Source organism: Variovorax sp. J22G73 (genome assembly GCF_030317035.1).
Classification (GTDB): domain Bacteria; phylum Pseudomonadota; class Gammaproteobacteria; order Burkholderiales; family Burkholderiaceae_C; genus Variovorax.
The window spans coordinates 225,307-248,353 of sequence record NZ_JASZYK010000001.1 but is presented as its reverse complement, the minus strand read 5'-3'; the positions used below and the strand labels follow the sequence as shown (position 1 = coordinate 248,353).

The 23,047-nt window shown below is 67.4% G+C and carries 22 protein-coding genes; 1 reads left to right on the top strand and 21 read right to left on the bottom strand.

Annotated elements, in window-relative coordinates; all coding sequences use genetic code 11:
• Nucleotides 1-37 precede the first annotated feature (37 nt).
• The gene (locus QTI51_RS01095) at nt 38-1,510 is read left to right on the top strand and encodes a hypothetical protein (RefSeq protein ID WP_286513228.1); all 1,473 of its coding nucleotides are present in this window, start codon (nt 38-40) and stop codon (nt 1,508-1,510) included.
• On the opposite strand, the gene QTI51_RS01090 is transcribed toward QTI51_RS01095, so the two are convergent.
• The 21 genes from QTI51_RS01090 to QTI51_RS00990 all read right to left on the bottom strand — a co-directional run bounded on the left by QTI51_RS01090 (nt 1,507) and on the right by QTI51_RS00990 (nt 22,883).
• Entirely contained in the window at nt 1,507-2,679 is a 1,173-nt protein-coding gene (locus QTI51_RS01090; RefSeq protein ID WP_286513229.1) for an AAA family ATPase, read from the bottom strand. The genes QTI51_RS01095 and QTI51_RS01090 overlap by 4 nt on opposite strands.
• A gap of 19 nt (nt 2,680-2,698) precedes the next feature.
• Nucleotides 2,699-3,442 carry a 1-(5-phosphoribosyl)-5-[(5-phosphoribosylamino)methylideneamino]imidazole-4-carboxamide isomerase gene (gene hisA / locus QTI51_RS01085; protein WP_116912183.1) on the bottom strand — a complete coding sequence of 248 codons (744 nt, stop codon included), beginning with the start codon at nt 3,440-3,442 and terminating at the stop codon, nt 2,699-2,701.
• 63 nt (nt 3,443-3,505) lie between these two features.
• Entirely contained in the window at nt 3,506-4,162 is a 657-nt protein-coding gene (hisH, locus tag QTI51_RS01080) for an imidazole glycerol phosphate synthase subunit HisH (protein ID WP_116912184.1), read from the bottom strand.
• 19 nt (nt 4,163-4,181) lie between these two features.
• Nucleotides 4,182-4,799, bottom strand: a complete 618-nt coding sequence (gene hisB / locus QTI51_RS01075) for an imidazoleglycerol-phosphate dehydratase HisB (protein ID WP_286513234.1) — start codon at nt 4,797-4,799, stop codon at nt 4,182-4,184.
• The gene (gene hisC, locus QTI51_RS01070) at nt 4,796-5,887 is read right to left on the bottom strand and encodes a histidinol-phosphate transaminase (protein ID WP_286513236.1); all 1,092 of its coding nucleotides are present in this window, start codon (nt 5,885-5,887) and stop codon (nt 4,796-4,798) included. Before hisC ends, hisB begins: the two co-directional genes overlap by 4 nt.
• Nucleotides 5,884-6,246: a hypothetical protein gene (locus QTI51_RS01065; RefSeq protein WP_286513239.1), complete on the bottom strand. Its 363-nt coding sequence runs from the start codon at nt 6,244-6,246 to the stop codon at nt 5,884-5,886. Before QTI51_RS01065 ends, hisC begins: the two co-directional genes overlap by 4 nt.
• Nucleotides 6,243-7,094 carry a hypothetical protein gene (locus QTI51_RS01060; RefSeq protein ID WP_286513242.1) on the bottom strand — a complete coding sequence of 284 codons (852 nt, stop codon included), beginning with the start codon at nt 7,092-7,094 and terminating at the stop codon, nt 6,243-6,245. Before QTI51_RS01060 ends, QTI51_RS01065 begins: the two co-directional genes overlap by 4 nt.
• A 42-nt stretch (nt 7,095-7,136) precedes the next feature.
• Entirely contained in the window at nt 7,137-8,513 is a 1,377-nt protein-coding gene (hisD, locus tag QTI51_RS01055; RefSeq protein ID WP_286513244.1) for a histidinol dehydrogenase, read from the bottom strand.
• A gap of 19 nt (nt 8,514-8,532) precedes the next feature.
• Nucleotides 8,533-9,174, bottom strand: coding sequence for an ATP phosphoribosyltransferase (hisG, locus tag QTI51_RS01050; protein WP_116912190.1), 642 nt, complete (start codon nt 9,172-9,174; stop codon nt 8,533-8,535).
• Complete coding sequence (gene murA / locus QTI51_RS01045) at nt 9,171-10,463, bottom strand: UDP-N-acetylglucosamine 1-carboxyvinyltransferase (RefSeq protein WP_286513246.1); 1,293 nt, start codon at nt 10,461-10,463, stop codon at nt 9,171-9,173. The genes hisG and murA overlap by 4 nt, the downstream gene beginning before the upstream one ends.
• Before the next feature lie 42 nt (nt 10,464-10,505).
• The gene (locus tag QTI51_RS01040) at nt 10,506-10,748 is read right to left on the bottom strand and encodes a BolA family protein (protein WP_093048598.1); all 243 of its coding nucleotides are present in this window, start codon (nt 10,746-10,748) and stop codon (nt 10,506-10,508) included.
• Nucleotides 10,749-10,768: 20 nt separating this feature from the next.
• Nucleotides 10,769-11,533 (bottom strand): ABC transporter permease, encoded by a 765-nt coding sequence (locus QTI51_RS01035; protein WP_116912192.1) that lies wholly within the window; start codon nt 11,531-11,533, stop codon nt 10,769-10,771.
• Nucleotides 11,530-12,477: an ABC transporter ATP-binding protein gene (locus tag QTI51_RS01030; RefSeq protein ID WP_116912193.1), complete on the bottom strand. Its 948-nt coding sequence runs from the start codon at nt 12,475-12,477 to the stop codon at nt 11,530-11,532. The genes QTI51_RS01035 and QTI51_RS01030 overlap by 4 nt, the downstream gene beginning before the upstream one ends.
• Before the next feature lie 33 nt (nt 12,478-12,510).
• Entirely contained in the window at nt 12,511-12,786 is a 276-nt protein-coding gene (locus QTI51_RS01025; protein WP_116912194.1) for an STAS domain-containing protein, read from the bottom strand.
• A 3-nt stretch (nt 12,787-12,789) separates the two neighbouring features.
• The gene (locus QTI51_RS01020) at nt 12,790-13,449 is read right to left on the bottom strand and encodes an MlaC/ttg2D family ABC transporter substrate-binding protein (RefSeq protein ID WP_116912195.1); all 660 of its coding nucleotides are present in this window, start codon (nt 13,447-13,449) and stop codon (nt 12,790-12,792) included.
• A gap of 171 nt (nt 13,450-13,620) precedes the next feature.
• Nucleotides 13,621-14,337 (bottom strand): MlaA family lipoprotein, encoded by a 717-nt coding sequence (locus tag QTI51_RS01015; protein WP_286513259.1) that lies wholly within the window; start codon nt 14,335-14,337, stop codon nt 13,621-13,623.
• A 35-nt stretch (nt 14,338-14,372) separates the two neighbouring features.
• The gene (gene mlaD / locus QTI51_RS01010; RefSeq protein WP_116912197.1) at nt 14,373-14,873 is read right to left on the bottom strand and encodes an outer membrane lipid asymmetry maintenance protein MlaD; all 501 of its coding nucleotides are present in this window, start codon (nt 14,871-14,873) and stop codon (nt 14,373-14,375) included.
• 38 nt (nt 14,874-14,911) lie between these two features.
• Complete coding sequence (mlaE, locus tag QTI51_RS01005) at nt 14,912-15,694, bottom strand: lipid asymmetry maintenance ABC transporter permease subunit MlaE (RefSeq protein WP_116912198.1); 783 nt, start codon at nt 15,692-15,694, stop codon at nt 14,912-14,914.
• Complete coding sequence (locus QTI51_RS01000) at nt 15,691-16,521, bottom strand: ABC transporter ATP-binding protein (protein WP_116912199.1); 831 nt, start codon at nt 16,519-16,521, stop codon at nt 15,691-15,693. Before QTI51_RS01000 ends, mlaE begins: the two co-directional genes overlap by 4 nt.
• A 100-nt stretch (nt 16,522-16,621) precedes the next feature.
• Entirely contained in the window at nt 16,622-18,100 is a 1,479-nt protein-coding gene (locus QTI51_RS00995; RefSeq protein WP_286513264.1) for a glutamate synthase subunit beta, read from the bottom strand.
• Between the two features lie 34 nt (nt 18,101-18,134).
• Nucleotides 18,135-22,883: a glutamate synthase-related protein gene (locus QTI51_RS00990; protein WP_286513266.1), complete on the bottom strand. Its 4,749-nt coding sequence runs from the start codon at nt 22,881-22,883 to the stop codon at nt 18,135-18,137.
• Between the last annotated feature and the right edge of the window lie 164 nt (nt 22,884-23,047).

The window sequence follows — 23,047 nt, the reverse complement described above, 5'->3', positions numbered from 1 at the left end:
CCGGGGCGGCGCGGGTCGTGTGCAACACTGCGGCCCGATGCCAGCCAGCCCCGACACGCCTCCCTTGCCCAATTCGCTCACCGAACTGCTCGCCCTGGACCGCCGGTCCGATGCCACCTGGCAGGCGCTGAGCGACGCGCTCGAACACCACCTTGCCGCCGGCCGCCTCGACGCAGCCCTTGCGCTGGCGCGCGCCATGCCGCCCGACGACGCAGCCCTCGCCTGCCGGGACCACAAGTTCCTGCTCTGGGCCGCGGTCGCCGAGGCCACGGCGGGCGACACCGCCGCGGCACTCGCCCACGTGCAGAGCGCGTACCGCCACGGCTACCGCGCGTTCTGGGACTTTGCGGCCCGTCGCGTGCCGCAAGACGACAGCAGCGCCCTCCAGCGCCCGCTGCACGCCAATGCCGAGGTACAGGCCTGGGTCGACAGCGTGTTCGACGGCACCGTGGGCGACTGGGGCATGGACCCGCGGCGCACGCCCTTCTGCTGGTTCGAACAGGGCGAACTCACGCTGACGAAAGCGCGCTGCGCCATCAGCGACAAGCTGCTGCACAAGGGCGCGCCGGTCTACAGGTTCAGGTTCTTCAACGGCTCCTTCGACATTCCCACCGAGTTCGGCGTGGCCGACACCGCGGCCTTCGACAGCGACCCGGCCGCCACGGCCAACCGCCTGAACTACCAAGACCGCAGCTGCACGCTGCAGGCCCATGCGTTCAAGGTCGGCTATGCGCATCCGCGGGTGCATGCCTTCTGGCGCACGCTCGACGGCTTCGACCTCGACGCCACGCTGGCGCTGATCGCCGAGCCGCCGCTGCACGAATTGCACCGGGGCACCGGCGGCGAGTTCGTCAACCTGCTGCATCCGCTGGTGCAATGCGGCCACCTCGACGCCATCGTGCAGCGCCTGCCCGCGTTGCCGGCGCACATGGCGCTGCTGCTGATGTGCTTCGACGCGCCCGACATCCGCCACCGCGCCGCCGCCCACCTGGGGCTGCCCGAGCTGCCGGCGCTGTTCGGGCTGGCGCTCACGCCGTACGCGCGCAAGAGCCCGGCCGACGTTTGCCGGTTGATCGACTTCGGCGCGCGGCATCCGCGCTTTCGCCAACTGCTGGCCACGGTGCTGGTGCGCTACGAGCTGCACGTGTACGACAACTACAACCCGGGCGTGAACTGGTTCTTCCAGGCCTTCGCCGGCTTTGCGCTGGCGCGCGGCGGCGGGCTGCTGGACTTTCTGGTCGCCGAGCCCGAGCTGCTGCCGGTGCTGCACCGCATGAAGATGCAGTCGGTGTGCGACGACCACGGCAACGACCTGCCGGCGCTGCACCGCACCCTGGTGCTGAACCTGGCATGGAGCGAGCACCCCGGCCTGGCCGACTGGCGCGCCGTGCCGCCCACCATGCCGCACCGCACACGCCTTGCGGCCTCGCACCGCAAGACCGAGGGCGTGATCGCCAGCGCGGCCTTCCGGGCGCTGGCGCGCGATCGCGTGGCGGCCGAAGCCCCTTAGCGCGCGGGCCACTCCCAGCGCGGGATCTCGCTCATGTCGAGGTTCGCGATGCGGGTTTCGCCGAACTGCTTGTCGAGCACCACGGGCTGCAGACCGTCGAAGTCTTCCAGCGCGGCGATCAGCCGCGCGGCATGCGACACCACGATCACCTGCGACTGCCGCGCCGCCTGCGCGATGAGGCGCCCGAGCGCCGGCAGCAGGTCGGGGTGCAGGCTGGTCTCGGGTTCGTTGAGCACCAGCAGCGCGGGCGGCCGGGGCGTAAGCAGCGCCGCAATCCACAGCAGGTAGCGCAGCGTGCCGTCGGACAGCTCTGCGGCCGTCAGCGGGCGCAGCAGGCCGTGCTGGTGCATGAGCGTCTCGAAGCGGTCGGCCGTAGCCTGCACCTCGACGCGCGCTCCCGGAAAGGCGTCGTCCACGGCACGGTCGAGCGCCTCGCCGTCGCCGATCTCGCGGATGGTCTGCAGCGCCGCGGCCAGGTCGGCGCCGTCGTTGGCCAGCACGGGCGTGTAGGTGCCCAGTTGCGGCTGGCGCGCGGGCGCCTCGGCGTCGGAGCGGAAGTGGTCGTAGAAGCGCCAGGAGCGCATCTGCTCGCGCAGCGTGAGCATCTCGGGCGCGTCGCGCGGGTCGGCGTGCTCGGTCATCATGCTGGCGAAGGCCGGAATCGGCCGGCCCGTCGCCTGCCAGCCCCTGCCGTCGCGCAGGCGCAGCGCGGCGCCCTTGCGGTCGACCAGCTGGGTGGACGGGCGCAGCAGCGGGCCGCTCCAGATGGCCTCGTGCTTGATCTGCGGGTCGCGCGAAAAGGCAGTCGGTGGAATGGGTGGCGGCAGGCCGATGTCGATGGCGTAGCCGAAATCTTCCATGTCCACGCCGGCGAAGCCGAGCTTCAGCGCGACCGGCTCGCTGCGCGTGGTGCCCTGCACCGGCACGTCGCCGCGCAGCATGGCCGCAGAGAAGCGTTCAGGGCCCGCCCAGAGGGTGGAAGACAAGCCGCCTTCGCGCACCAGCGAGCGGATCACCCCGCCGTTGGCGATGTCGGCCAGCAGCCGCATCGCCCGGTACACGCTCGACTTGCCGCTGCCGTTGGTGCCGGTCACCAGCGTGAGCCGACCCAGCGGCACCGTCAGCTGGCGCAGCGAGCGGTAGTTGGCAATGGCGAGCGCGGAGAGCACGCGCTGGGGACGGAAACGGTCAGGCGCCGGCCAGTTCGTCCGCGCGGGCCTGCGCGGCGGCGAAGTCGAGGTCGCCCGAATAGATGGCGCGTCCGCAGATCACGCCTTCGACACCGTCGGACTCCACGGCGCAGAGGTTGTCGATGTCCAGCATGTTCGACAGGCCGCCCGAGGCGATCACCGGAATGGTCAGCGCCTGGGCCAGCTTGACGGTGGCCTCGATGTTGATGCCCGACAGCATGCCGTCGCGGCCGATGTCGGTGTAGATGATCGACTCGACGCCGTAGTCCTCGAACTTCTTGCCCAGGTCGGCCACCTCGTGGCCCGTGAGCTTGCTCCAGCCGTCGGTGGCGACCTTGCCGTCCTTGGCGTCCAGGCCCACGATGATGTGGCCCCCGAAGGCGCTGCAGGCGTCCTTCAGGAAGCCGGGGTTCTTGACCGCGGCGGTGCCGATGATCACGTAGCGCAGGCCGTCGTCGATGTAGCGCTCGATGGTGTCGAGGTCGCGGATGCCGCCGCCGAGCTGCACGGGAATGTCGTCGCCGACTTCCTTCAGGATCGCCTTGATCGCCGCGTGGTTCTGCGGCTTGCCGGCGAAGGCGCCGTTCAGGTCGACCAGGTGCAGCCGGCGCGCACCGGCCGTGACCCACTTGCGGGCCATGGCGGCGGGGTCTTCGCTGAAGATGGTGGACTGGTCCATGTCGCCCTGCTTGAGGCGAACGCAGTGGCCGTCTTTGAGGTCAATGGCGGGAATGAGGAGCATGGAAGTGACGCGAGTGAGCAGAGTCCGGGCTGTGGAGGGTTCGGCCCGGACGGGAAAAAAGGTTCAGGGATTCCAGTGGAGGAAGTTGCGATACAGCTGCAGCCCGTGGTCCGCACTCTTCTCCGGGTGGAACTGGGTGGCAAAAATGTTATCGCGTGCAATGGCCGCGGTAAAGCTCGCGCCGTAATCTGCCTCGCCCACGCTGTGTTTGGCGTCGACCGGGCGGGCGTAGAAGCTGTGCACGAAATAGAAGTAGCTGTCGTCCGGCACGCCCGCCCACACGGCGTGCGGCTGGGCCTGGCGCACCTGGTTCCAGCCCATCTGCGGCACCTTGAAGCGGCTGCCGTCGGGCTGCAGGCGCCCAGCCAGGTCGAACTTGACGACCTCGCCCGGAATGAGGCCCAGGCCATCGGTCGGGCCTTCGTGGCTGCGCGACAGCATCATCTGCATGCCCACGCACACGCCGAACAGCGGCTTGCTGGCCGCCGCCTCGAGCACCGATTCCTGCAGGCCCGACTCGCGCAGCTCGCGCATGCAGTCGGGCATGGCGCCCTGCCCCGGCAGCACCACGCGGGTGGCCTTGCGCACCACGTCGGGGTCGGAGGTGACGAACACCTCCACGCCCACCTGGTCGGCCGCATGGCGCACGGCCTGCGACACGGAATGCAGGTTGCCCATGCCGTAGTCGACGACCGCGACGGTATTTGCTACAGATTTCATAGCTGTTCGCCGGCGCGCTTCAGAGCGAGCCCTTGGTCGACGGAATGACCCCGACGGAGCGCGGGTCGAGCTCCAGCGCGCCGCGCATCGCGCGCGCGAAGGCCTTGAACACCGTTTCGCACTGGTGGTGGGCGTTGACGCCCTTCAGGTTGTCGATGTGCAGCGTGACGAAGGCGTGGTTGACGAAGCCCTGGAAGAACTCGTAGGTGAGCTGGCTGTCGAAGGTGCCGATCATTCCGCTGGTGAAGGGCACGTGCATGACGAGGCCGGGGCGGCCCGAGAAGTCGATGACCACGCGGCTCAGTGCTTCGTCCAGCGGCACGTAGGCATGGCCGTAGCGGCGAATGCCCTTCTTGTCGCCGATGGCCTTCGCCACGGCCTGGCCGAGCGTGATGCCCACGTCTTCCACCGTGTGGTGGCCGTCGATGTGAAGGTCGCCCTGGCAGTCGATGTCGAGGTCGATCAGCCCGTGGCGGGCGATCTGGTCGAGCATGTGGTCGAAGAAGCCGATGCCGGTCGCGAGCTTGGCGCGGCCGGTGCCGTCGAGGTTGACGCTGACGGTGATCTGGGTTTCCGCGGTGTTGCGGGTGACGGACGCGATGCGGTCGCCGCTGTCCTGGGGGGAGGGGGTGGTCATAGTGAGGCTTCGAGTGCCGCCAGCATCCGCGCATTCTCGTCGGCCGTTCCGACGGTGAGGCGCAGGCAATTTGCGAGCAGTTCGTGCATTTTAGAAACGTTCTTCACCAGCACCCCGCGCGCCTTCATGCCCTCGAAGGTCCTGGTGGCATCGGGCACCCGCAGCAGGATCATGTTGGCGTCGCTTGGCCAGGTCTTCACGCCGGGCAGGCGGCCGAGCCCCGTCATCAGGCGCTCGCGCTCCTCGCGGATCTGCCGGGCCTGGGCCTCGAACACCTCGGCGTGCTCCAGCGCGAACAGCGCGCACTCGCAGTTGAGCACGCTGATGTTGTACGGCGGGCGCACCTTGTCGATCTCGGCCACCAGCGCGGCCGGGCCCATCAGGTAGCCCAGGCGGATGCCGGCCAGGCCGAACTTGCTGAGCGTGCGCATCAAGAGCACATGGCCGTGCTTCGCCAGCCGGTCGATGTAACTTTTGGCGGCGAAGGGCTGGTAGGCCTCGTCCATCACCACCAGGCCGCCCTGCGCGCCCTGGGCTTCGACGATCTTCTCGATGACGGCGTCGTCCCAGAGGTTGGCGGTGGGGTTGTTCGGGTAGGCCAGGTAGACGATGGCCGGCTTCTCGCGCGCGATGGCGGCCAGCATGGCGGCCTCGTCGAGCTCGAAGTCGGCCGTGAGCGGCACGCCGACGAACTTCAGGCCCTGCAGCTGCGCGCTCATGGCGTACATGACGAAGCCCGGCAGCGGCGCAAGCACGGTGGCGCCGGGCTGGTCGCAGGCAATGTCAAGCAGCGAAATGAGTTCGTCGGAGCCGTTGCCCAGCATCAGCGAGAAACCCTCGGGCATCTGCGCATGCGCGGCGAGCGCACGCTGCAGCTCGGCGCCGCGCTCACCCGGATACCGGTTCAACGCCAGCGCGCCCAGCCGCGCGCCCAGTTCGGCCTGCAGCGCGGGCGGCAGGCCGAAGGGGTTTTCCATGGCGTCGAGCTTGATGAAGCCGCTCGCGTCCTGCACCGCGTAGGCATGCATGGCGCGCACGTCGTTGCGGATGCGGTCGATCGGGGAACGGGCAGATTCAGGAGCGGTCATCGGGTGCAGCGGTAGCTGTTCTTCAGGGCGCCGGCCATGACCAGTTGCACAGGCATGTCGGCTTCATAACTGTCGGCGTTGCGGCTCAGCTCGGTCTGGTAGAGCGAGCGCGCCATGGCGGGTTCGAGGCGGCGGCCCTCCACGCAGAACACGGGCTTCTGCCCGTTGCGCTGCGAGGCCTCGACGCCTTCGCGCAGGCCCTCGAGCACGCCGACCAGGTAGTAGCTGGCGTAGGCCTTGCCGTCTTTTTCGCCGGCCTCGAGCGTGCGCAGCTCACGGATGCTCATGGCCTGCGCGCCCGCAGCGGACGCCAGCGCGGCCACGGCCACGGCCAGCAAGAAGGCGGCGCGCCTCTTCATTTGCGGTAGCGCGGCGGCGGCGCGTAGGCGCCGTCGGCCGGGAAGGCGCTGGGCTGCGAGGGAGCGGCGTCGCGGCGCTGGCGGCGGGGCGCGTCGGGCTCCTCGAGCTCGAACAGCGCGGCACCGATCACGCCGATGTTGCGCACGTCGCCGGCTTCGGTGTTGGCGGCATAGGCACGGCCCGGGGCGGCGAAGCGGAAGGCCGCGACCTCGTTCTGGCTCTTGCGGAAGCCCTCGATGGTGAGCGCCTGCAGCGGGCGCAGCACGTAGCCGCCGTTGCGCAGGCTGCCGGGCTTGCCGTTGAGCACGTCGAGGCCGTCGACCGTGGCGATCACCTCGTAGCTGCGCTCGCTGAGGTTGCGAAAGCGCAGCGTGTAGCGCGCGCCTTCGACGCCGGCCAAGCGGAAGGTGTCGTCGGCACCGGGGCCGGCACCGCGGCGCGCGCGCTGCAGCGGCAACGCGCGGCCCTCTTCGTCGAGCACCGACCATTCGACGTCGCCGTCGGCCAGCAGCATGCTGAGGCGGCGCTCGGGGTTGTTGCCCACGGCGCGGCGCACGGCGGAAGCTTCGTTGTAGCCGAGCGAGGCCACGTCGTCGGGCTGGGCCGACAGGCGCTTGGTGACGACGCTGCGGGTCTTCGACTCGAGGCCTTCGCCCCATTGCGTGCCGAGCTGCGGCGCGGGGGCGGCAGGTGCAGCGGGTGCAGCGGCCACGCTGGAGGTGGCGCCCACGGAAGACAGGTCGCGCGGCGCCTGCGGCATCTGGGTGCAGGCGGCCAGCAACGCGGCCCCCGCGGCAAGGCCGGTTGCGAATCGGAAAAGACGCGAACGGTACAGACGATCAATCATCTTGCTTGCTCCCCCCGGAGGCTTGTTGTGGAAGCCCGGATCTTACGCAGCGGATTTGCGCAGCCGCATGCGCGCGGCGTCCGCGTGCGCCTGCAGGCCCTCGCCCTCGGCCAGCGTCACGGCGATGGGGCCCAGCACCTGGGCGCCGGCCTCGCTGACCTCGATGAGGCTGGAGCGCTTCTGGAAGTCGTACACGCCCAGCGGGCTCGAGAAGCGCGCGGTGCCGCTGGTGGGCAGCACGTGGTTCGGGCCGGCGCAGTAGTCGCCCAGGCTTTCGCTGGTGAAGGCGCCCAGGAAGATCGCGCCCGCGTGGCGCAGCAGCGGCTCCCAGCGGCCGGGCTCGTTGCTGCTCACTTCGAGGTGTTCGGGGGCGATGCGGTTGCTGATCTCGCAGGCCTCTTCCATGCTCTTCGTGTGGATCAGCGCGCCGCGGCCGTTGAGCGAGGCGGCGATGATTTCCGCGCGCGGCATGGCCGGCAGCAGGCGGTCGATCTCGGCCTGCACGCGGTCGATGTAGGCCGCGTCGGGGCACAGCAGGATGCTCTGGGCCAGCTCGTCGTGCTCGGCCTGGCTGAACAGGTCCATGGCCACCCACTCGGGCGGCGTGCTGCCGTCGGCCAGCACCAGGATTTCGCTGGGGCCCGCGATCATGTCGATGCCCACGGTGCCGAACACGCGGCGCTTGGCGGCGGCCACGTAGGCGTTGCCGGGGCCGGTGATCTTGTCGACGGCGGGAATGGTCGCGGTGCCGTAGGCCAGCGCGGCCACGGCCTGCGCGCCGCCGATGGTGAAGGCGCGCGTGACGCCGGCCACGTAGGCGGCCGCCAGCACGAGCACGTTGCGCTCGCCCTTGGTGGACGACTGCCCGCCCGCGCCGCCGGTGGCCACGCTGCCCTTCACGGGCGTGGGGACCACCATGATGATTTCGCCCACGCCGGCCACGTGGGCCGGAATGGCGTTCATCAGCAGGCTCGACGGATAGGCCGCCTTGCCGCCGGGCACGTAGATGCCGACGCGGTCCAGCGGCGTGACCTTCTGGCCCAGCAGCGTTCCGTCGGCGTCGCGGTAGCTCCAGCTTTCGCCGCTGGCCTTCTTCTGCGCCTCGTGGTAGCTGCGCACGCGGTCGGCCGCGGCCTGCAATGCGGCGCGCTGGTCTTCGGGCAGCGAGTCGAAGGCTTCCTTGAAGTCGCCTTGCGTCAGTTCGAGTTCCGCCACGGCGGCGGCGCCGAGGCCGTCGAAGCGGCGCGTGTACTCCAGCACCGCCTCGTCGCCCCGCTTCTGCACGTCGGCCAGGATGTCCGCCACCACCTTCTCGATGGCCGCGTCGGCGTCCGCGGACCAATGCAGCCGCGCCTTGAATTCAGCGTCGAAGCTGGCTGAAGTCGTGGAGAGTCGGGCGGGGGCTGCTTTCAGAGTCATGGGGTCCAGGCGGAAAGGTTCAGGCGGAGGGAATGGCCGACGCGAACGCGTCGATGATGCGGCGGATGGGCTCGCGCTTGAGCTTGAGCGCGGCCTGGTTCACCACCAGGCGGGCGCTGATGTCCATGATGCGTTCCACCTCGACCAGGTGGTTGGCCTTGAGCGTGTTGCCGGTCGACACCAGGTCGACGATGGCATCGGCCAGGCCCGTGAGCGGCGCCAGCTCCATGCTGCCGTAGAGCTTGATCAGGTCGACGTGCACCCCCTTGCTGGCGAAGAAGTCGCGCGACAGGCCCACGTACTTGGTCGCCACGCGCAGGCGCGAGCCCTGCTTCACGGCCGAGGCGTAGTCGTAGTCGTTGCGCACGGCCACGCTCAGGCGGCAGGCCGCGATGCGCAGGTCCAGCGGCTGGTACATGCCCTGGTTGCCGTTCTCCAGCAGCACGTCGAGCCCGGTCACGCCGAGATCGGCGCCGCCGTACTGCACGTAGGTGGGCACGTCGGACGCGCGCACCAGCACCACGCGCACGTCGGGGCGGGTGGTCTCGAGGATCAGCTTGCGCGATTTCTCGGGGTCTTCGGTGACCTCGATGCCGGCGGCGGCCAGCAAAGGCATCGTCTCTTCGAAGATGCGGCCTTTGGAAAGGGCAAGGGTGATCATGCGGCGGCCGCTCCGGTCAGTCGTTCGATGTCGGCACCGAGCCCGCGAAGCTTTGCTTCCATGCGGTCGTAGCCCCGGTCCAGGTGGTAGATGCGGTCGACCAGCGTCTCGCCCTCGGCCACGAGGCCGGCGATGACAAGACTGGCCGAGGCGCGCAGGTCGGTGGCCATCACGGTGGCGCCCGAGAGCTGCTGCACGCCCTCGACCATCGCCACCTTGCCCTCGACGTGGATGCGCGCGCCCAGGCGCACCATCTCGTTCACGTGCATGAAGCGGTTCTCGAAGATGGTCTCGGTGACCATCGAGGCGCCGCGCGCAATGACGTTCAGCGCCATGAACTGCGCCTGCATGTCGGTCGGAAAGCCGGGGTACTCGGTGGTGCTGAAGCTCTGCGCCTTCAGGTGCGCGTGGGCCGGGCCCTTCGAGGCAATGCGCACGCCGTCTTTCTCGCAGGCGATCGTGCAGCCGGCATCGCGCAGCTTGTCGATCACGGCGTCGAGGTGGTCGCCGCGCGCATGGCGCAAAAAGGCCTCGCCGCCGGTCGCCGCCACGGCGCACAGGAAGGTGCCGGCCTCGATGCGGTCGGCCACCACCGCGTGTTCGCAGCCGTGCAGCTTTTCCACGCCCTGGATGCGGATGTGGCTGGTGCCGTGGCCTTCGATCTTCGCGCCCATGCGGATCAGCATCTCGGCCAGGTCGACGATCTCGGGCTCCTGCGCGGCGTTTTCCAGCAGCGTCTCGCCCTCGGCCAGCGCAGCGGCCATCAGGAAGTTCTCGGTGCCGGTGACGGTGACCATGTCGGTCAAAATGCGCGCGCCCTTCAGGCGGGTGCGGCCCTCGGGCAGGCGCGCGACCATGTAGCCGTGCTCGACCACGATCTCCGCGCCCATGGCCTGCAGGCCCTTGATGTGCTGGTCGACCGGCCGCGAGCCGATGGCGCAGCCTCCGGGCAGCGACACCTTGGCGTGGCCGAAGCGCGCCAGCAGCGGGCCCAGGGCCAGCACCGAGGCGCGCATGGTCTTCACGAGCTCGTAGGGAGCCTCGGGGTTGCCCAGGTCGCCGGCGTTCAGGCGCACGGTGCCGTTGTCGTCGCGCTCGGCGGTCACGCCCATGTTGCGCACCAGCTTGAGCATGGTCGACACGTCCTGCAGGCGCGGCACATTGTGCAGGGTCACGGGCTGCTCGGTCAGCAGCGCCGCGCACAGCTCGGGCAGCGCGGCGTTCTTGGCGCCGGAAATGAGTACTTCGCCGCGGAGCTCTCGCCCGCCGCGAATCAGAAGTTTGTCCATCGAAATTCCAGCGAAATCAGGGGCCCCACGGGGGCCGGAACGTTATTTTTCCACTGCGGCCCATTCGGCCGGCGTGTAGGTCTTCATCGAAAGCGCGTGCACCTCGTCCGTGTGCATTTTCGCACCGAGGGTGGCGTAGACCCGCTGATGGCGCTGGATCGAGCGCTTGCCCTCGAATTCGGCCGAGACGATGGTGGCGTACCAATGTCGACCATCGCCCTCGAGCGTGATGTGCTCGCACGGGAGATGGGACTGGATCAGGGCCTGGAGTTGTTCGGCGGTCATGGGATGTGGGGAAAAAACGTTCAGCCGCGGATCTTGTAGCCGATGCGCAGCAAATGGACGGCCACCGCGCTCACCACCAGCCAGGCGGTGCCGACGATGCCGAAGCTCAGCCAGGGCGAGGCGTCGCTCACGCCGAAGAAACCGTAGCGGAAGCCGTCGATCATGTAGAAGAACGGGTTCAGGTGGCTCACCTTCTGCCAGAACGGCGGCAGCGACCCGATGGAATAGAACACGCCCGACAGGAAGGTCATGGGCATGATCAAGAAGTTCTGGAACACAGCCATCTGGTCGAACTTCTCGGCCCACAGGCCGGCAATGAGGCCCAGCGTGCCAAGCATTGCGGCGCCCAGCAGCGCGAACACGATGATCCACAGCGGCGCCACGAAGTCCGGCATGGCGAAGAACATGGTGACCACGAACACGCCCAGCCCCACGGCCAGCCCGCGGATGATCGACGAGCCGACGTACGCAAGGAACCAGCCCCAGTGCGACAGCGGCGTGAGCAGCACGAACACCAGGTTGCCCATGATCTTGCTCTGAATGATGGACGACGAGCTGTTGGCGAACGCGTTCTGCAGCACGCTCATCATCACCAGGCCGGGCACCAGGAAGGCGGTGTAGCCGACCGTGCCGTAGACCGTGACGCGGCCTTCGAGCACATGGCCGAACACCATGAGGTACAGCAGCGCGGTGAGCACCGGCGCCCCGACGGTCTGGAAACCGACCTTCCAGAAGCGCAATGTCTCTTTATAGAGAAGCGCGCGCCAACCAGTAACAGCCATCATCTCGCGACCTCCAGCGGCGTCTGCTCGCCCGCCATCAGGTCGATGAACACGTCTTCCAGGTCGGCCTTGCGCATTTCCACATCTTCCACCGCGACGCCGGCTTCGCGGATCGCGGCCAGCAGTTGTTCGACTTCATGGGCGTTCTGCGCCGGCAACTGCACGATGCGCCCGGTGATGCGCGCATGCTGGGCAATGGCCCAGGGCAGCATCGCGTCGGTCTTGAAGCGCAGCACATTGCTGGCGGCCGACTTCAGCAGCTCGCTGGTGCGGTCCAGCGCAATCACGCGGCCCTGCTTGAGCATCGCGATGCGGTTGCACAGCGCCTCGGCCTCTTCCAGGTAGTGCGTGGTCAGCAGCACGGTGCTGCCCTGCTTGTTCAGCCTGGCGACGAACTGCCAGAGCGTCTGGCGCAGCTCGACGTCGACACCGGCCGTGGGTTCGTCCAGCACGATCACCGGCGGCTTGTGCACCAGTGCCTGCGCCACCAGCACCCGGCGCTTCATGCCGCCCGAGAGCTGGCGCATGTTGGCCGTGGCTTTGTCGGCGAGGCCCAGGCTCTGCAGCAGCTCGTCGATCCAGGCTTCGTTGTTCTTGATGCCGAAGTAGCCCGACTGGATGCGCAGCGACTCGCGCACGTTGAAGAAGGGGTCGAACACCAGCTCCTGCGGCACGATGCCCAACTGGCGGCGCGCCTCGGCGAAGTCGCGCTGCACGTCGAAACCGTGCACGCTGATGGCGCCGGACGTGGGCCTCGACAGGCCCGCGAGCATGCTGATCAGAGAGGTCTTGCCCGCCCCGTTCGGCCCGAGCAGGCCGAAGAATTCGCCTGGCTCTATCTGGAATGTGACCTCGTCGACCGCCTTGAGCCCTTGCTTGCCTTGGGCTTTTTGCTGTCTGGAGGGGGGGTAGGTCTTGGAGACCGATTGGAATGAGATCGCGGGCATGGGAGCCCGCGATTTTACGGGGCCGTTACTTTTTCAGGGCGCAGCGGGCAAAAGGCCTGCGATTCCGTACAGCGCGGCCAACTCGCGCAGGCGCGGCGACAAGCCCTTCACCGAGAAACCGCGGCCCAGCGCGCTGGATTCGCGCCGGCATTCGAGCAGCACGGCGAGCGCGGACGAATCGAACTGGGCCAGCGCGGTGGCGTCCACCACGGTGGAGGACGAATCGGTCTGGCCTTTGAGCCCCTGCTGCAGCATGCGCATGCAGGCGGGGGCCTCGTCGTGGGTCAGGCGCGTGGGCAAAACCAGCATCGGTCAGCCCTTGCTGTTGCCCTTGTTGCGCGCGGCCAGGGCGGAAATGAGGCCGTCGACGCCGCTCTTGTTGATTTCCTGCGAGAACTGGGTGCGGTAGGTGTCGACCAGCCACACGCCCAGCACATTCAGGTTGTAGACCTTCCAGCCGGCGCCCTGGCCGGGGGTCTTCTCGAGGCGGTAGTCGAGCTGCACCGGGTCGCCGCGGCCCTTGACCTCGGTGCGCACCAGCACGTCGGTGTCGTCGGCCGAGCCGCGGAACGGACGCACGCTGACGGTCTGGTCGCTCACCTGGTCGAGGGCGCCCGCGTAGGTGCGCACCAGCAGCGTCTTGAACTCTTCCTGCAGCCGCTTCTGCTGCTCGGGCGTGGCGGTGCGCCAGGCCGGGCCGACGGCGGAGGCCGTCATGCGCTGGAAGTTGACGTTGGGCATGATCTTGCTGTCGACCAGCACCATGATCTTGTTGACGTCGCCCGACTTGATGGACTTGTCCGACTTGATGGTCTCGAGCACATCGGTCGAGATGCGCTTGACCAGCGCATCGGGGGTTTCGTCGGCGGCGCGCGCGGGGCTCACGAAGGTGGCGGCGGCGCTGAACAGCATCGCGCCGGCGAGCACCAGGTGGCCGAAGCCGCGTCGTTGCAGGATCATCTTGTTGTTCATTGACAGGTCCCTCTGGTTTCTGGTTTCACGCAGCACGCACAGGAATGGCGTGCCACGCATAGAACGGGTTCGACAAGGCCCCGGCCTACCGGGTTCCTGAAGCACAGGTGAAGCCTTGCAACGGAATGCAAGCAGGCGGCCTGTGCGCTGTCGCGGCCCGTCGACTCGGTCTTACTTGCCGGCGTCCTCGTCCGGCGACTTGCCGTCCTGGATCAGGCTGCGGCGGCGCTGCAGGAAGGCATCGCGCGTGAACGAATACTTGTCGAGCGCGGCGTCGTCGATCAACCGGCCGGCGCGCAGATACTGCGAGCGCTTGTCGACCACGCGCAGCACGGTCAGCGAATTGCGCCATGCCACGTCGTTCAGCGCGTTGAGGCCGTCGCCGTAGAAATCGACCGGCTTGGCGATCGTGTCGCGCAGCGTGGACGGGCCCAGCACCGGCAGCACGATGTACGGGCCGGCAGCCACGCCCCAGCGGCCGAGCGTCTGACCGAAGTCTTCGTCATGGCGGTCGATGCCCGCCTCGGTGGCCACGTCGAGCAGGCCGCCCAGGCCGAAGAAGGTGTTGACGTTGACCCGCATGAAGGTCTCGGCGCTGTTCTGCAGCTTCAGCTGGGCCACGCTGTTGGCAAAGCTCCAGACGTCGCCCAGGTTGCCGAAGAAGTTGTTCACGCCGGTGCGCACCATCGAGGGCAGCACGTTGACGTACGCCGTGGACACAGGCACCAGCACGGCTTCGTCGAGCTTGTCGTTGAAGGTGAACACCCCGCGATTGAAGGGCTCGAACGGGTCGGCCGGGTTCGCGTTGGGGCCGGTGGCACAACCGGCGACAAGGGCAAATACGGCGGCGGCACTGGTCCAGCGCGCGTATTTGGCGAGTTTTTTCATGGCAGTCGGGGCGACTTGCAAAAAGGATCGTGTTTTCATTTTTTATTGGGGGTTCCCTGCGCCGAACCGGAGTTCGAGCTCCCGTCGGCGGCCTTGCTGTAGAGGAACTGGCTGATCAGGTTTTCCAGCACCACCGCGGATTGCGTGGCAGTGATGGTGTCGCCGGCCTGCAGGTTCTTCTCCTCGGCGCCCGCCTCGATCCCGATGTACTGCTCGCCGAGCAGGCCACTGGTCAGGATCTTGAGCGAGCTGTCCTTGGGAAAACTGTAGCGGTTTTGCAAAGCCAGTGTGACGTCGGCCTGAAAGGTCTTGTCGTTGAAGGAGATGGACTCCACCCGGCCGACCACCACGCCCGCGCTCTTGATCGCGGTTTGCGGCTTGAGCCCGCCGATGTTGTCGAAGCGCGCGGTGACTGAATAGGTCTTCTGGAAGTTCAGGCTCAGCAGGTTGGCCGACTGCAGCGCCAGGAACAGCAATGCGGCCGCGCCGATCAGCACGAACAGGCCGACCCAGATGTCATTGTTGGAACGTTGCATGGTTTGCACTCTCTAGAAACGATTGGGGGCGGGCCCCTTTAGATACTGAACATCATGGCGGTGAGCAGAAAGTCCAGCCCCAGCACCGCCAGCGACGCCGTCACCACCGTGCGCGTGGTCGCGCGCGACACGCCTTCGGGCGTGGGCTGGGCCTCGTAGCCCTGCAGCAGCGCGATGAAGGTCACGGTGAAGCCGAACACGATGCTCTTGATGACGCCGTTGCCCACGTCGCGCCACACATCGACGCCGCCCTGCATCTGGCCCCAGAAAGCGCCCGGGTCCACGCCCAGCATCAGCACGCCCACCACGTAGCCGCCCATGATGCCGACCGCGCTGAACACGGCCGCCAGCAGCGGCATGGTGATCACGCCGGCCCAGAAGCGCGGCGCCAGGATGCGCTGCACCGGGTCGACCGCCATCATTTCCATGGCGCTCAGCTGCTCGTCGGCCTTCATGAGGCCGATCTCGGCCGTCAGCGACGTGCCGGCGCGGCCGGTGAAGAGCAACGCGGCCACCACCGGCCCGAGCTCGCGCACCAGGCTCAGCGTGACCAGCAGGCCCAGCGCTTCGGAAGAACCGTAGCGCTGCAGCGCGTAGTACATCTGCAGCCCCAGCACGAAACCCACGAACAGGCCCGACACGCCGATGATGGCCAGCGAGTAGTTGCCCAGGAAATGGATCTGGTCGCGCACCAGGCTGAAGCGCCGCATGATCTGCGCGCCCGGCCCCAGCAGGCGCAGGAAGAGCTTCGCGCCGTAGCCCAGGTTGGCCAGGTGGCTGCGTACGCCGTAGCCGATGTCGGCAGGCTTCCACCAGCTCATGAGCGGCCTCCTTCGCCATTGCCGAAGTCGTCTTCGATGCTGACGCCCGGGTAGTGGAAACGCACCGGCCCGTCGGGCAGCGCGTTCACGAACTGGTGGACCAGCGGGTCGGCGCTGTTGCGCACATCGTCGGGCGCGCCCTGCGCGGCGATGCCGCCGTTGGCCAGGATGATCACGTGGTCGGCGATGCGGAAGGTTTCTTCCAGGTCGTGCGACACGATGATGCTGGTGAGCCCGAGCGTGTCGTTGAGCTGGCGAATGAGCCGCGCCGCCGTGCCCAGCGATATGGGGTCGAGGCCGGCGAAAGGCTCGTCGTACATCACGAGGTCGGGGTCGAGCGCGATGGCACGCGCCAGCGCCACGCGCCGCGCCATGCCGCCCGACACCTCGCTGGGCATCAGGTCGCGCGCACCGCGCAGGCCCACGGCATCGAGCTTCATGAGCACCACGTCGCGCACCAGCGCTTCGGAGAGTTGCGTGTGCTCGCGCAGCGGAAACGCCACGTTGTCGAACACGCTCATGTCGGTGAACAAGGCGCCGAACTGAAAGAGCATGCCCATGCGGCGACGTGCCGCGTAGAGCGCCTTGGCGTCGAACCTGACGACGTCCTGACCATCGAAAAGAACCTCGCCGCGCTGGGCCTTCTGCTGTCCGCCGATGAGGCGCAGCACGGTGGTCTTGCCACCGCCGGATGCACCCATCAGGGCCGTCACCTTGCCACGCGGCACGGTGAAGGAAACGCCGTCGAGAATGGCGCGCGCGCCGTAGCCGAACGTGACGTCGCGGAACTCTACGAAGGGATGTGGCAGGGGTGCGGCTGGGTCCATCTCAATAAAAAAGCCGGGGCGCTTTCACAAGCATCCCGGCATGCGGTTTCACGCGGATGATAACGGGGCCGTGACCGGACCCGCGAAATTGAAACAAAATTCAGCGCGGCAAGTCGCTGAATCCCATCAGAAATTCATCCACCGAACGTGCCGCTTGACGGCCTTCGCGAATCGCCCACACCACCAGCGACTGGCCGCGGCGGATGTCGCCCGCGGCAAACACCTTGGGAACGTTGGTGGCGTAGCCGCCGATGAAGTCGACCGTGGCACGCGCGTTGCCGCGGGCGTCCTTCTCCACGCCGAAGGCATCGAGCACGGTGACCACGGGGCTGATGAAGCCCATCGCGAGCAGCACGAGGTCAGCCTTGAGCACCTGCTCGCTGCCGGCCACTTCCTGCATCTTGCCGTCCTTCCATTCGACGCGAACCGTCTTCAGGCCGGTGACCTTGCCCTTTTCGCCGATGAATTCCTTGGTGGAAATCGCGAACTCGCGCTCGCAGCCTTCTTCATGGCTGGAGCTGGTGCGCAGCTTCACCGGCCAGTACGGCCAGGTCATGGGGCGGTTTTCTTCCTCGGGCGGCTGCGGCATCAGTTCGAACTGCGTGACGCTGACCGCGCCATGCCGGTTGCTGGTGCCCACGCAGTCGGAGCCGGTGTCGCCACCGCCGATGACGATCACATGCTTGCCGTCGGCGCGCAGCTGGCCCTTGACCTTGTCGCCCGCGTTGACGCGGTTCTGCTGCGGCAGGAACTCCATGGCGAAGTGAATGCCGTCGAGGTCGCGCCCGGGCACCGGAAGGTCGCGCGACTGCTCGGCGCCGCCGGTGAGCAGCACGGCGTCGAACTCCTTTTGCAGCTGTTCGGGCGTGACGGTTTCCTTGGCCAGGTTCGTCACCTTCGAGCCCTTGCCCAGCGGGTCTTTCGCGGCGCCGACCATCACGCCCGTGCGGAAGGTGACGCCCTCGGCCTTCATCTGCTCGACGCGGCGGTCGATGTGCGTCTTTTCCATCTTGAAGTCGGGAATGCCGTAGCGCAGCAGGCCGCCGATGCGGTCGTTCTTCTCGAACAGGGTCACGTCGTGGCCCACGCGCGCCAGCTGCTGCGCGGCGGCCATGCCGGCGGGGCCGGCACCGACCACGGCCACCTTCTTGCCGGTCTTGTGCTTGGCGAGGCGCGGCGCCACCCAGCCTTCGTCCCAGGCGCGGTCGATGATCGCGTGCTCCAGCGACTTGATGCCGACCGCGTCGTCGTTCACGTTGAGCACGCACGCCGCCTCGCAGGGCGCGGGGCAGATGCGGCCGGTGAACTCGGGGAAGTTGTTGGTCGAGTCGAGCACCGCGAAGGCGTTCTGCCAGTCGTTGCGGTACACCAGGTCGTTGAAGTCCGGAATGATGTTGTTGACCGGGCAGCCGCTGTTGCAGAACGGCGTGCCGCAGTCCATGCAGCGCGCGCCCTGCACCTTGGCCTGGTCGGTGTCCAGGCCGACGACGAATTCCTTGTAGTGCTTGACGCGTTCCTCGATGGGCTTGTAGCCCTCTTCGACGCGTTCATGCTCCATGAAGCCGGTGATCTTTCCCATCGTGCTTTCCTCTGTTCTTCGTGTTCGGTGCCGCTCAGACCGCGGCGGTTGCGGACGGGGCCACCAGCGCATGCGGCTCGAGGCCGACGTGCGCGTTGTTGCCGCTGCTCGTGAGCTCGACCTTGCGGTCGTGCAACTCGGCCAGCGCGCGCTTGTATTCGTTCGGGAACACCTTCACGAACTTGGTGCGCGACACGGCCCAGGTGTCGAGCAGTTCGCGCGCGCGCTTGCTGCCGGTCCAGCGGTGGTGGTCTTCGAGCAGCTTCTTCAGCTGCGCTTCGTCGGTCTCGCCGCCGTGCCAGATCTTGCGGTGCACGCTCGCCGTCTGCTCGGCCGAGGTGAGCACCTTGTCCAGCGACACCATGGCGAGGTTGCAGCGCGAGGCGAACTGGCCGTCTTCGTCGTACACGAAGGCCACGCCGCCGCTCATGCCGGCCGCGAAGTTGCGGCCGGTCTTGCCGAGCACGGCCACCGTGCCGCCGGTCATGTACTCGCAACCGTGGTCGCCGGTGCCCTCGATGACCGCCGTGGCGCCCGACAGGCGCACCGCGAAACGCTCGCCGGCCACGCCGCACAGGTAGGCCTCGCCGGTGGTCGCGCCGTACAGCGCGGTGTTGCCGACGATGGTGTTGCGCACCGCTTCGCCGCGGAAGTCCAGGCTGGGGCGCACCACCACGCGGCCGCCCGAAAGGCCCTTGCCGGTGTAGTCGTTGGCGTCGCCGATCAGGTACAGCGTGATGCCGCGCGCCAGGAAGGCACCGAACGACTGGCCGCCCGTGCCTTCGAGCTGGATACGGATCGAGTCGTCGGGCAGCCCTTGCGGATGCACCTTGGTCAGCGCGCCCGAGAGCATCGCGCCCACCGAGCGGTTGACGTTGCGCACCACCTCGATGAACTGCACCTTCTCGCCCTTGTCGATGGCGGGACGCGACTTCTCGATGAGCTTGACGTCGAGCGCGCGCTCCAGGCCGTGCTCCTGGTTCTCCACATGGAAGCGCGGCACGTCGGCCGGCACGCTCGGCAACGCGAACAGGCGGCTGAAGTCGAGGCCCGAGGCCTTCCAGTGCTCGATGCCCTTGCGCATGTCGAGCAGGTCGGCGCGGCCGATCAGGTCGTCGAACTTGCGAATGCCCAGCTGGGCCATGATCTGGCGCACTTCTTCGGCCACGAAGAAGAAGTAGTTGACGACGTGCTCGGGCTTGCCCGAGAACTTCTTGCGCAGGATCGGGTCCTGCGTGGCCACGCCCACCGGGCAGGTGTTCAGGTGGCACTTGCGCATCATGATGCAGCCCTCGACCACCAGCGGCGCGGTCGCGAAGCCGAACTCGTCGGCGCCCAGCAGCGCGCCGATGGCGACGTCGCGGCCGGTCTTCATCTGGCCGTCGGCCTGCACGCGGATGCGGCTGCGCAGGCGGTTGAGCACCAGCGTCTGCTGCGTCTCGGCCAGGCCGATTTCCCACGGGCTGCCCGCGTGCTTGATCGACGACCAGGGCGAGGCGCCCGTGCCGCCGTCATGCCCGGCGATCACGACGTGGTCGCTCTTGCACTTGGCCACGCCCGCCGCGATGGTGCCCACGCCGATCTCGCTCACCAGCTTCACGCTGATGCTGGCGTGCGGCGCGGTGTTCTTCAGGTCGTGAATGAGCTGCGCCAGGTCTTCGATCGAGTAGATGTCGTGGTGCGGCGGCGGCGAGATGAGGCCCACGCCCGGCACCGCATAACGCTGCTTGCCGATGTACTCGGTGACCTTGCCGCCGGGCAGCTGGCCGCCCTCGCCCGGCTTGGCGCCCTGCGCCATCTTGATCTGGATCTGGTCGGCCGAATGCAGGTACTCGGCGGTGACGCCGAAGCGGCCCGAGGCGACCTGCTTGATGCGCGAACGCAGCGAGTCGCCGTCCTTCAGCGGGAGGTCGACCTCGACGTTGGCAGCGCCGATCACGCTCTTGAGCGTGTCACCCTGCTTGATCGGGATGCCCTTGAGCTCGTTGCGGTAGCGCGCGGGGTCTTCGCCGCCTTCGCCGGTGTTGCTCTTGCCGCCGATGCGGTTCATGGCCACGGCGAGCGTGGCGTGCGCCTCGGTGCTGATGGAGCCCAGCGACATGGCGCCGGTGGCGAAGCGCTTGACGATCTCGACGGCCGACTCGACCTCGTCGACCGGCACGGCCTTGGCCGGGTCGATCTTGAACTCGAACAAACCGCGCAGCGTGAGGTGGCGGCGGTTCTGGTCGTTGATGAGCTGCGCGTATTCCTTGTACGTGTTCCAGTTGTTGGAGCGCGTGCTGTGCTGCAGCTTGGCGATGGCGTCGGGCGTCCACATGTGCTCTTCGCCGCGGGTGCGCCAGGCGTATTCGCCGCCGGCGTCCAGCATGGTGGCCAGCACCGGGTCGTCGCTGAAGGCGGCCTTGTGCATGCGGATGGCTTCCTCGGCGATCTCGAAGACGCCGATGCCTTCCACGCGGCTGGCGGTGCCGGTGAAGTACTTGTTGACGGTGGCGGTGTTCAGGCCGATGGCCTCGAACAGCTGCGCGCCGCAGTAGCTCATGTAGGTGCTGACACCCATCTTCGACATGATCTTCGACAGGCCCTTGCCGATGGCCTTCACGTAGTTGTAGACCGCCTTGTCGGCGCTCAGGTCGCCCGGCAGGTCGGCGTGCATGGCCGTCAGCGTTTCCATGGCCAGGTACGGGTGCACGGCTTCCGCGCCGTAGCCCGCCAGCACGCCGAAGTGATGCACTTCGCGCGCCGAGCCGGTTTCCACCACCAGGCCGGCGGTGGTGCGCAGGCCCTCGCGCACCAGGTACTGGTGCACCGCCGACAGCGCCAGCACCGCGGGAATGGCCACCTGCGTGGGGCTCACGCCGCGGTCGCTCACGATGAGGATGTTGTGGCCGCCCTTGATGGCGTCCACGGCTTCTGCGCACAGCGAGGCCAGCTTGGCTTCCACGCCTTCGTCGCCCCAGGCCAGCGGGTAGGTGATGTCGAGCACGTAGCTCTTGAACTTGCCCTGGGTGTACTTGCCGATGTCGCGCAGCTTCGCCATGTCGGAGAAGTCGAGGATCGGCTGGCTCACCTCGAGCCGCATCGGCGGGTTGACCTGGTTGATGTCCAGCAGGTTGGGCTTGGGGCCGATGAAGGACACCAGCGACATCACGATGGCTTCGCGGATCGGGTCGATCGGCGGGTTGGTCACCTGCGCGAACAGCTGCTTGAAGTAGTTGTACAGCGGCTTGTTCTTGCTGGAGAGCACGGCCAGCGGGCTGTCGTTGCCCATGGAGCCAATGCCTTCTTCACCGGCCTGCGCCATCGGGCTCATCAGGAACTTGATGTCTTCCTGGGTGTAGCCGAAGGCCTGCTGGCGGTCGAGCAGCGCGACCTGGCTCAACGGTGCGGAGACCGGCTCGGCCTTGACGCTGTCGAGCTTGATGCGCAGGTTCTCGATCCACTGCTTGTAGGGCTTGCTGTTGGCGAGGGTGGACTTGACCTCCTCGTCGTCGATCATGCGGCCCTGTTCCAGGTCGATCAGGAACATCTTGCCGGGCTGCAGGCGCCACTTGCGCACGATCTTCTGCTCGGGCACGGGCAGCACGCCCGACTCCGACGCCATGATGACCAGGTCGTCGTCGGTCACGCAGTAGCGCGAGGGGCGCAGGCCGTTGCGGTCGAGCGTGGCGCCGATCTGGCGGCCGTCTGTGAACACGATGGAAGCCGGGCCGTCCCACGGCTCGAGCATGGCGGCGTGGTATTCATAGAACGCGCGGCGGCGCGGGTCCATGGTGGCGTGCTGTTCCCAGGGCTCGGGAATCATCATCATCACGGCCTGGCTGATGGGGTAGCCGGACATCGTCAACAGCTCCAGGCAGTTGTCGAAGGTGGCGGTGTCGGACTGGCCGGCGAAGCTGATGGGGTACAGCTTCTGCAGGTCGGCGCCCAGCACCGGCGAAGACATCACGCCTTCGCGCGCCTTCATCCAGTTGTAGTTGCCCTTGACGGTGTTGATTTCGCCGTTGTGCGCCACATAGCGGTACGGGTGCGCCAGCGGCCATTCGGGGAAGGTGTTGGTCGAGAAGCGCTGGTGCACCAGGCCCAGGGCCGACACGCAACGCTTGTCCTGCAGGTCGAGGAAGTAGGTGCCGACCTGGTCGGCCAGCAGCAGGCCCTTGTAGACCACCGTGCGGCTCGACATGCTGGGAACGTAGTATTCCTTGCTGTGCTTGAGCTTCAGGCGCTGGATGTTGGCGCTGGCGGTCTTGCGGATCACGTAGAGCTTGCGTTCCAGCGCGTCCTGCACGATCACGTCGTTGCCGCGGCCGATGAACACCTGGCGCAGCAGCGGTTCCTTGGCGCGCACGGTGGGCGACATGGGCATGTCGCGGTTGACCGGCACGTCGCGCCAGCCCAGCAGCACCTGGCCCTCGGCCTTGATGGCGCGTTCCATTTCCTGCTCGCAGGCTTCGCGCGAGGCGTGTTCCTTGGGCAGGAAAATCATGCCGACGCCGTATTCGCCCGGCGGGGGCAGCGTGACGCCCTGGCTGGCCATTTCCTCGCGGTAGAGGTGGTCGGGTAGCTGGATCAGGATGCCCGCGCCGTCGCCCATGAGCTTGTCGGCGCCGACGGCGCCGCGGTGGTCGAGGTTTTCAAGGATCTTGAGGCCCTGCAGCACGATGGCATGGCTCTTCTCGCCCTTGATGTGTGCAACAAAGCCGACGCCGCAGGCATCGTGCTCGTCGGCACCGGAATACAGACCGTGTTCTTGGAGATGTTGAATCTCGGCAGCCGTCGTCATGGGCGCGCTCCTTCAGTTTTCGCAGGGAAAGGGAGCATATTGCGATGCACAAAGAATGCCAAACACTTTAATAGGGGTCAGATTCCTATTAAATCTTGAGTTTTCTGATCGGAATTAAATCGGGGACACATCAAAAACAGGAGCGAATGACCTATTGCTGCCGA

Excerpts from the sequence above, each read along its gene's own strand:
- hisC (WP_286513236.1), bottom strand. The coding sequence starts at position 5,887 with ATGACCGCTCCTGAATCTGCCCGTTCCCCGATCGACCGCATCCGCAAC.
- QTI51_RS01030 (WP_116912193.1), bottom strand. The coding sequence starts at position 12,477 with ATGCCCGCGATCTCATTCCAATCGGTCTCCAAGACCTACCCCCCCTCC.
- QTI51_RS01020 (WP_116912195.1), bottom strand. The coding sequence starts at position 13,449 with ATGAACAACAAGATGATCCTGCAACGACGCGGCTTCGGCCACCTGGTG.
- mlaE (WP_116912198.1), bottom strand. The coding sequence starts at position 15,694 with ATGAGCTGGTGGAAGCCTGCCGACATCGGCTACGGCGTACGCAGCCAC.
- QTI51_RS01000 (WP_116912199.1), bottom strand. The coding sequence starts at position 16,521 with ATGGACCCAGCCGCACCCCTGCCACATCCCTTCGTAGAGTTCCGCGAC.
- hisB (WP_286513234.1), bottom strand. The coding sequence starts at position 4,799 with ATGACCACCCCCTCCCCCCAGGACAGCGGCGACCGCATCGCGTCCGTC.
- QTI51_RS01060 (WP_286513242.1), bottom strand. The coding sequence starts at position 7,094 with ATGATTGATCGTCTGTACCGTTCGCGTCTTTTCCGATTCGCAACCGGC.
- QTI51_RS01035 (WP_116912192.1), bottom strand. The coding sequence starts at position 11,533 with ATGATGGCTGTTACTGGTTGGCGCGCGCTTCTCTATAAAGAGACATTG.
- QTI51_RS01095 (WP_286513228.1), top strand. The coding sequence starts at position 38 with ATGCCAGCCAGCCCCGACACGCCTCCCTTGCCCAATTCGCTCACCGAA.
- QTI51_RS01065 (WP_286513239.1), bottom strand. The coding sequence starts at position 6,246 with ATGAAGAGGCGCGCCGCCTTCTTGCTGGCCGTGGCCGTGGCCGCGCTG.
- QTI51_RS01015 (WP_286513259.1), bottom strand. The coding sequence starts at position 14,337 with ATGAAAAAACTCGCCAAATACGCGCGCTGGACCAGTGCCGCCGCCGTA.
- mlaD (WP_116912197.1), bottom strand. The coding sequence starts at position 14,873 with ATGCAACGTTCCAACAATGACATCTGGGTCGGCCTGTTCGTGCTGATC.
- QTI51_RS01040 (WP_093048598.1), bottom strand. The coding sequence starts at position 10,748 with ATGACCGCCGAACAACTCCAGGCCCTGATCCAGTCCCATCTCCCGTGC.
- QTI51_RS00995 (WP_286513264.1), bottom strand. The coding sequence starts at position 18,100 with ATGGGAAAGATCACCGGCTTCATGGAGCATGAACGCGTCGAAGAGGGC.
- hisA (WP_116912183.1), bottom strand. The coding sequence starts at position 3,442 with ATGCTCCTCATTCCCGCCATTGACCTCAAAGACGGCCACTGCGTTCGC.
- murA (WP_286513246.1), bottom strand. The coding sequence starts at position 10,463 with ATGGACAAACTTCTGATTCGCGGCGGGCGAGAGCTCCGCGGCGAAGTA.
- hisH (WP_116912184.1), bottom strand. The coding sequence starts at position 4,162 with ATGAAATCTGTAGCAAATACCGTCGCGGTCGTCGACTACGGCATGGGC.
- QTI51_RS01025 (WP_116912194.1), bottom strand. The coding sequence starts at position 12,786 with ATGCTGGTTTTGCCCACGCGCCTGACCCACGACGAGGCCCCCGCCTGC.
- hisD (WP_286513244.1), bottom strand. The coding sequence starts at position 8,513 with ATGACTCTGAAAGCAGCCCCCGCCCGACTCTCCACGACTTCAGCCAGC.
- hisG (WP_116912190.1), bottom strand. The coding sequence starts at position 9,174 with ATGATCACCCTTGCCCTTTCCAAAGGCCGCATCTTCGAAGAGACGATG.
- QTI51_RS00990 (WP_286513266.1), bottom strand. The coding sequence starts at position 22,883 with ATGACGACGGCTGCCGAGATTCAACATCTCCAAGAACACGGTCTGTAT.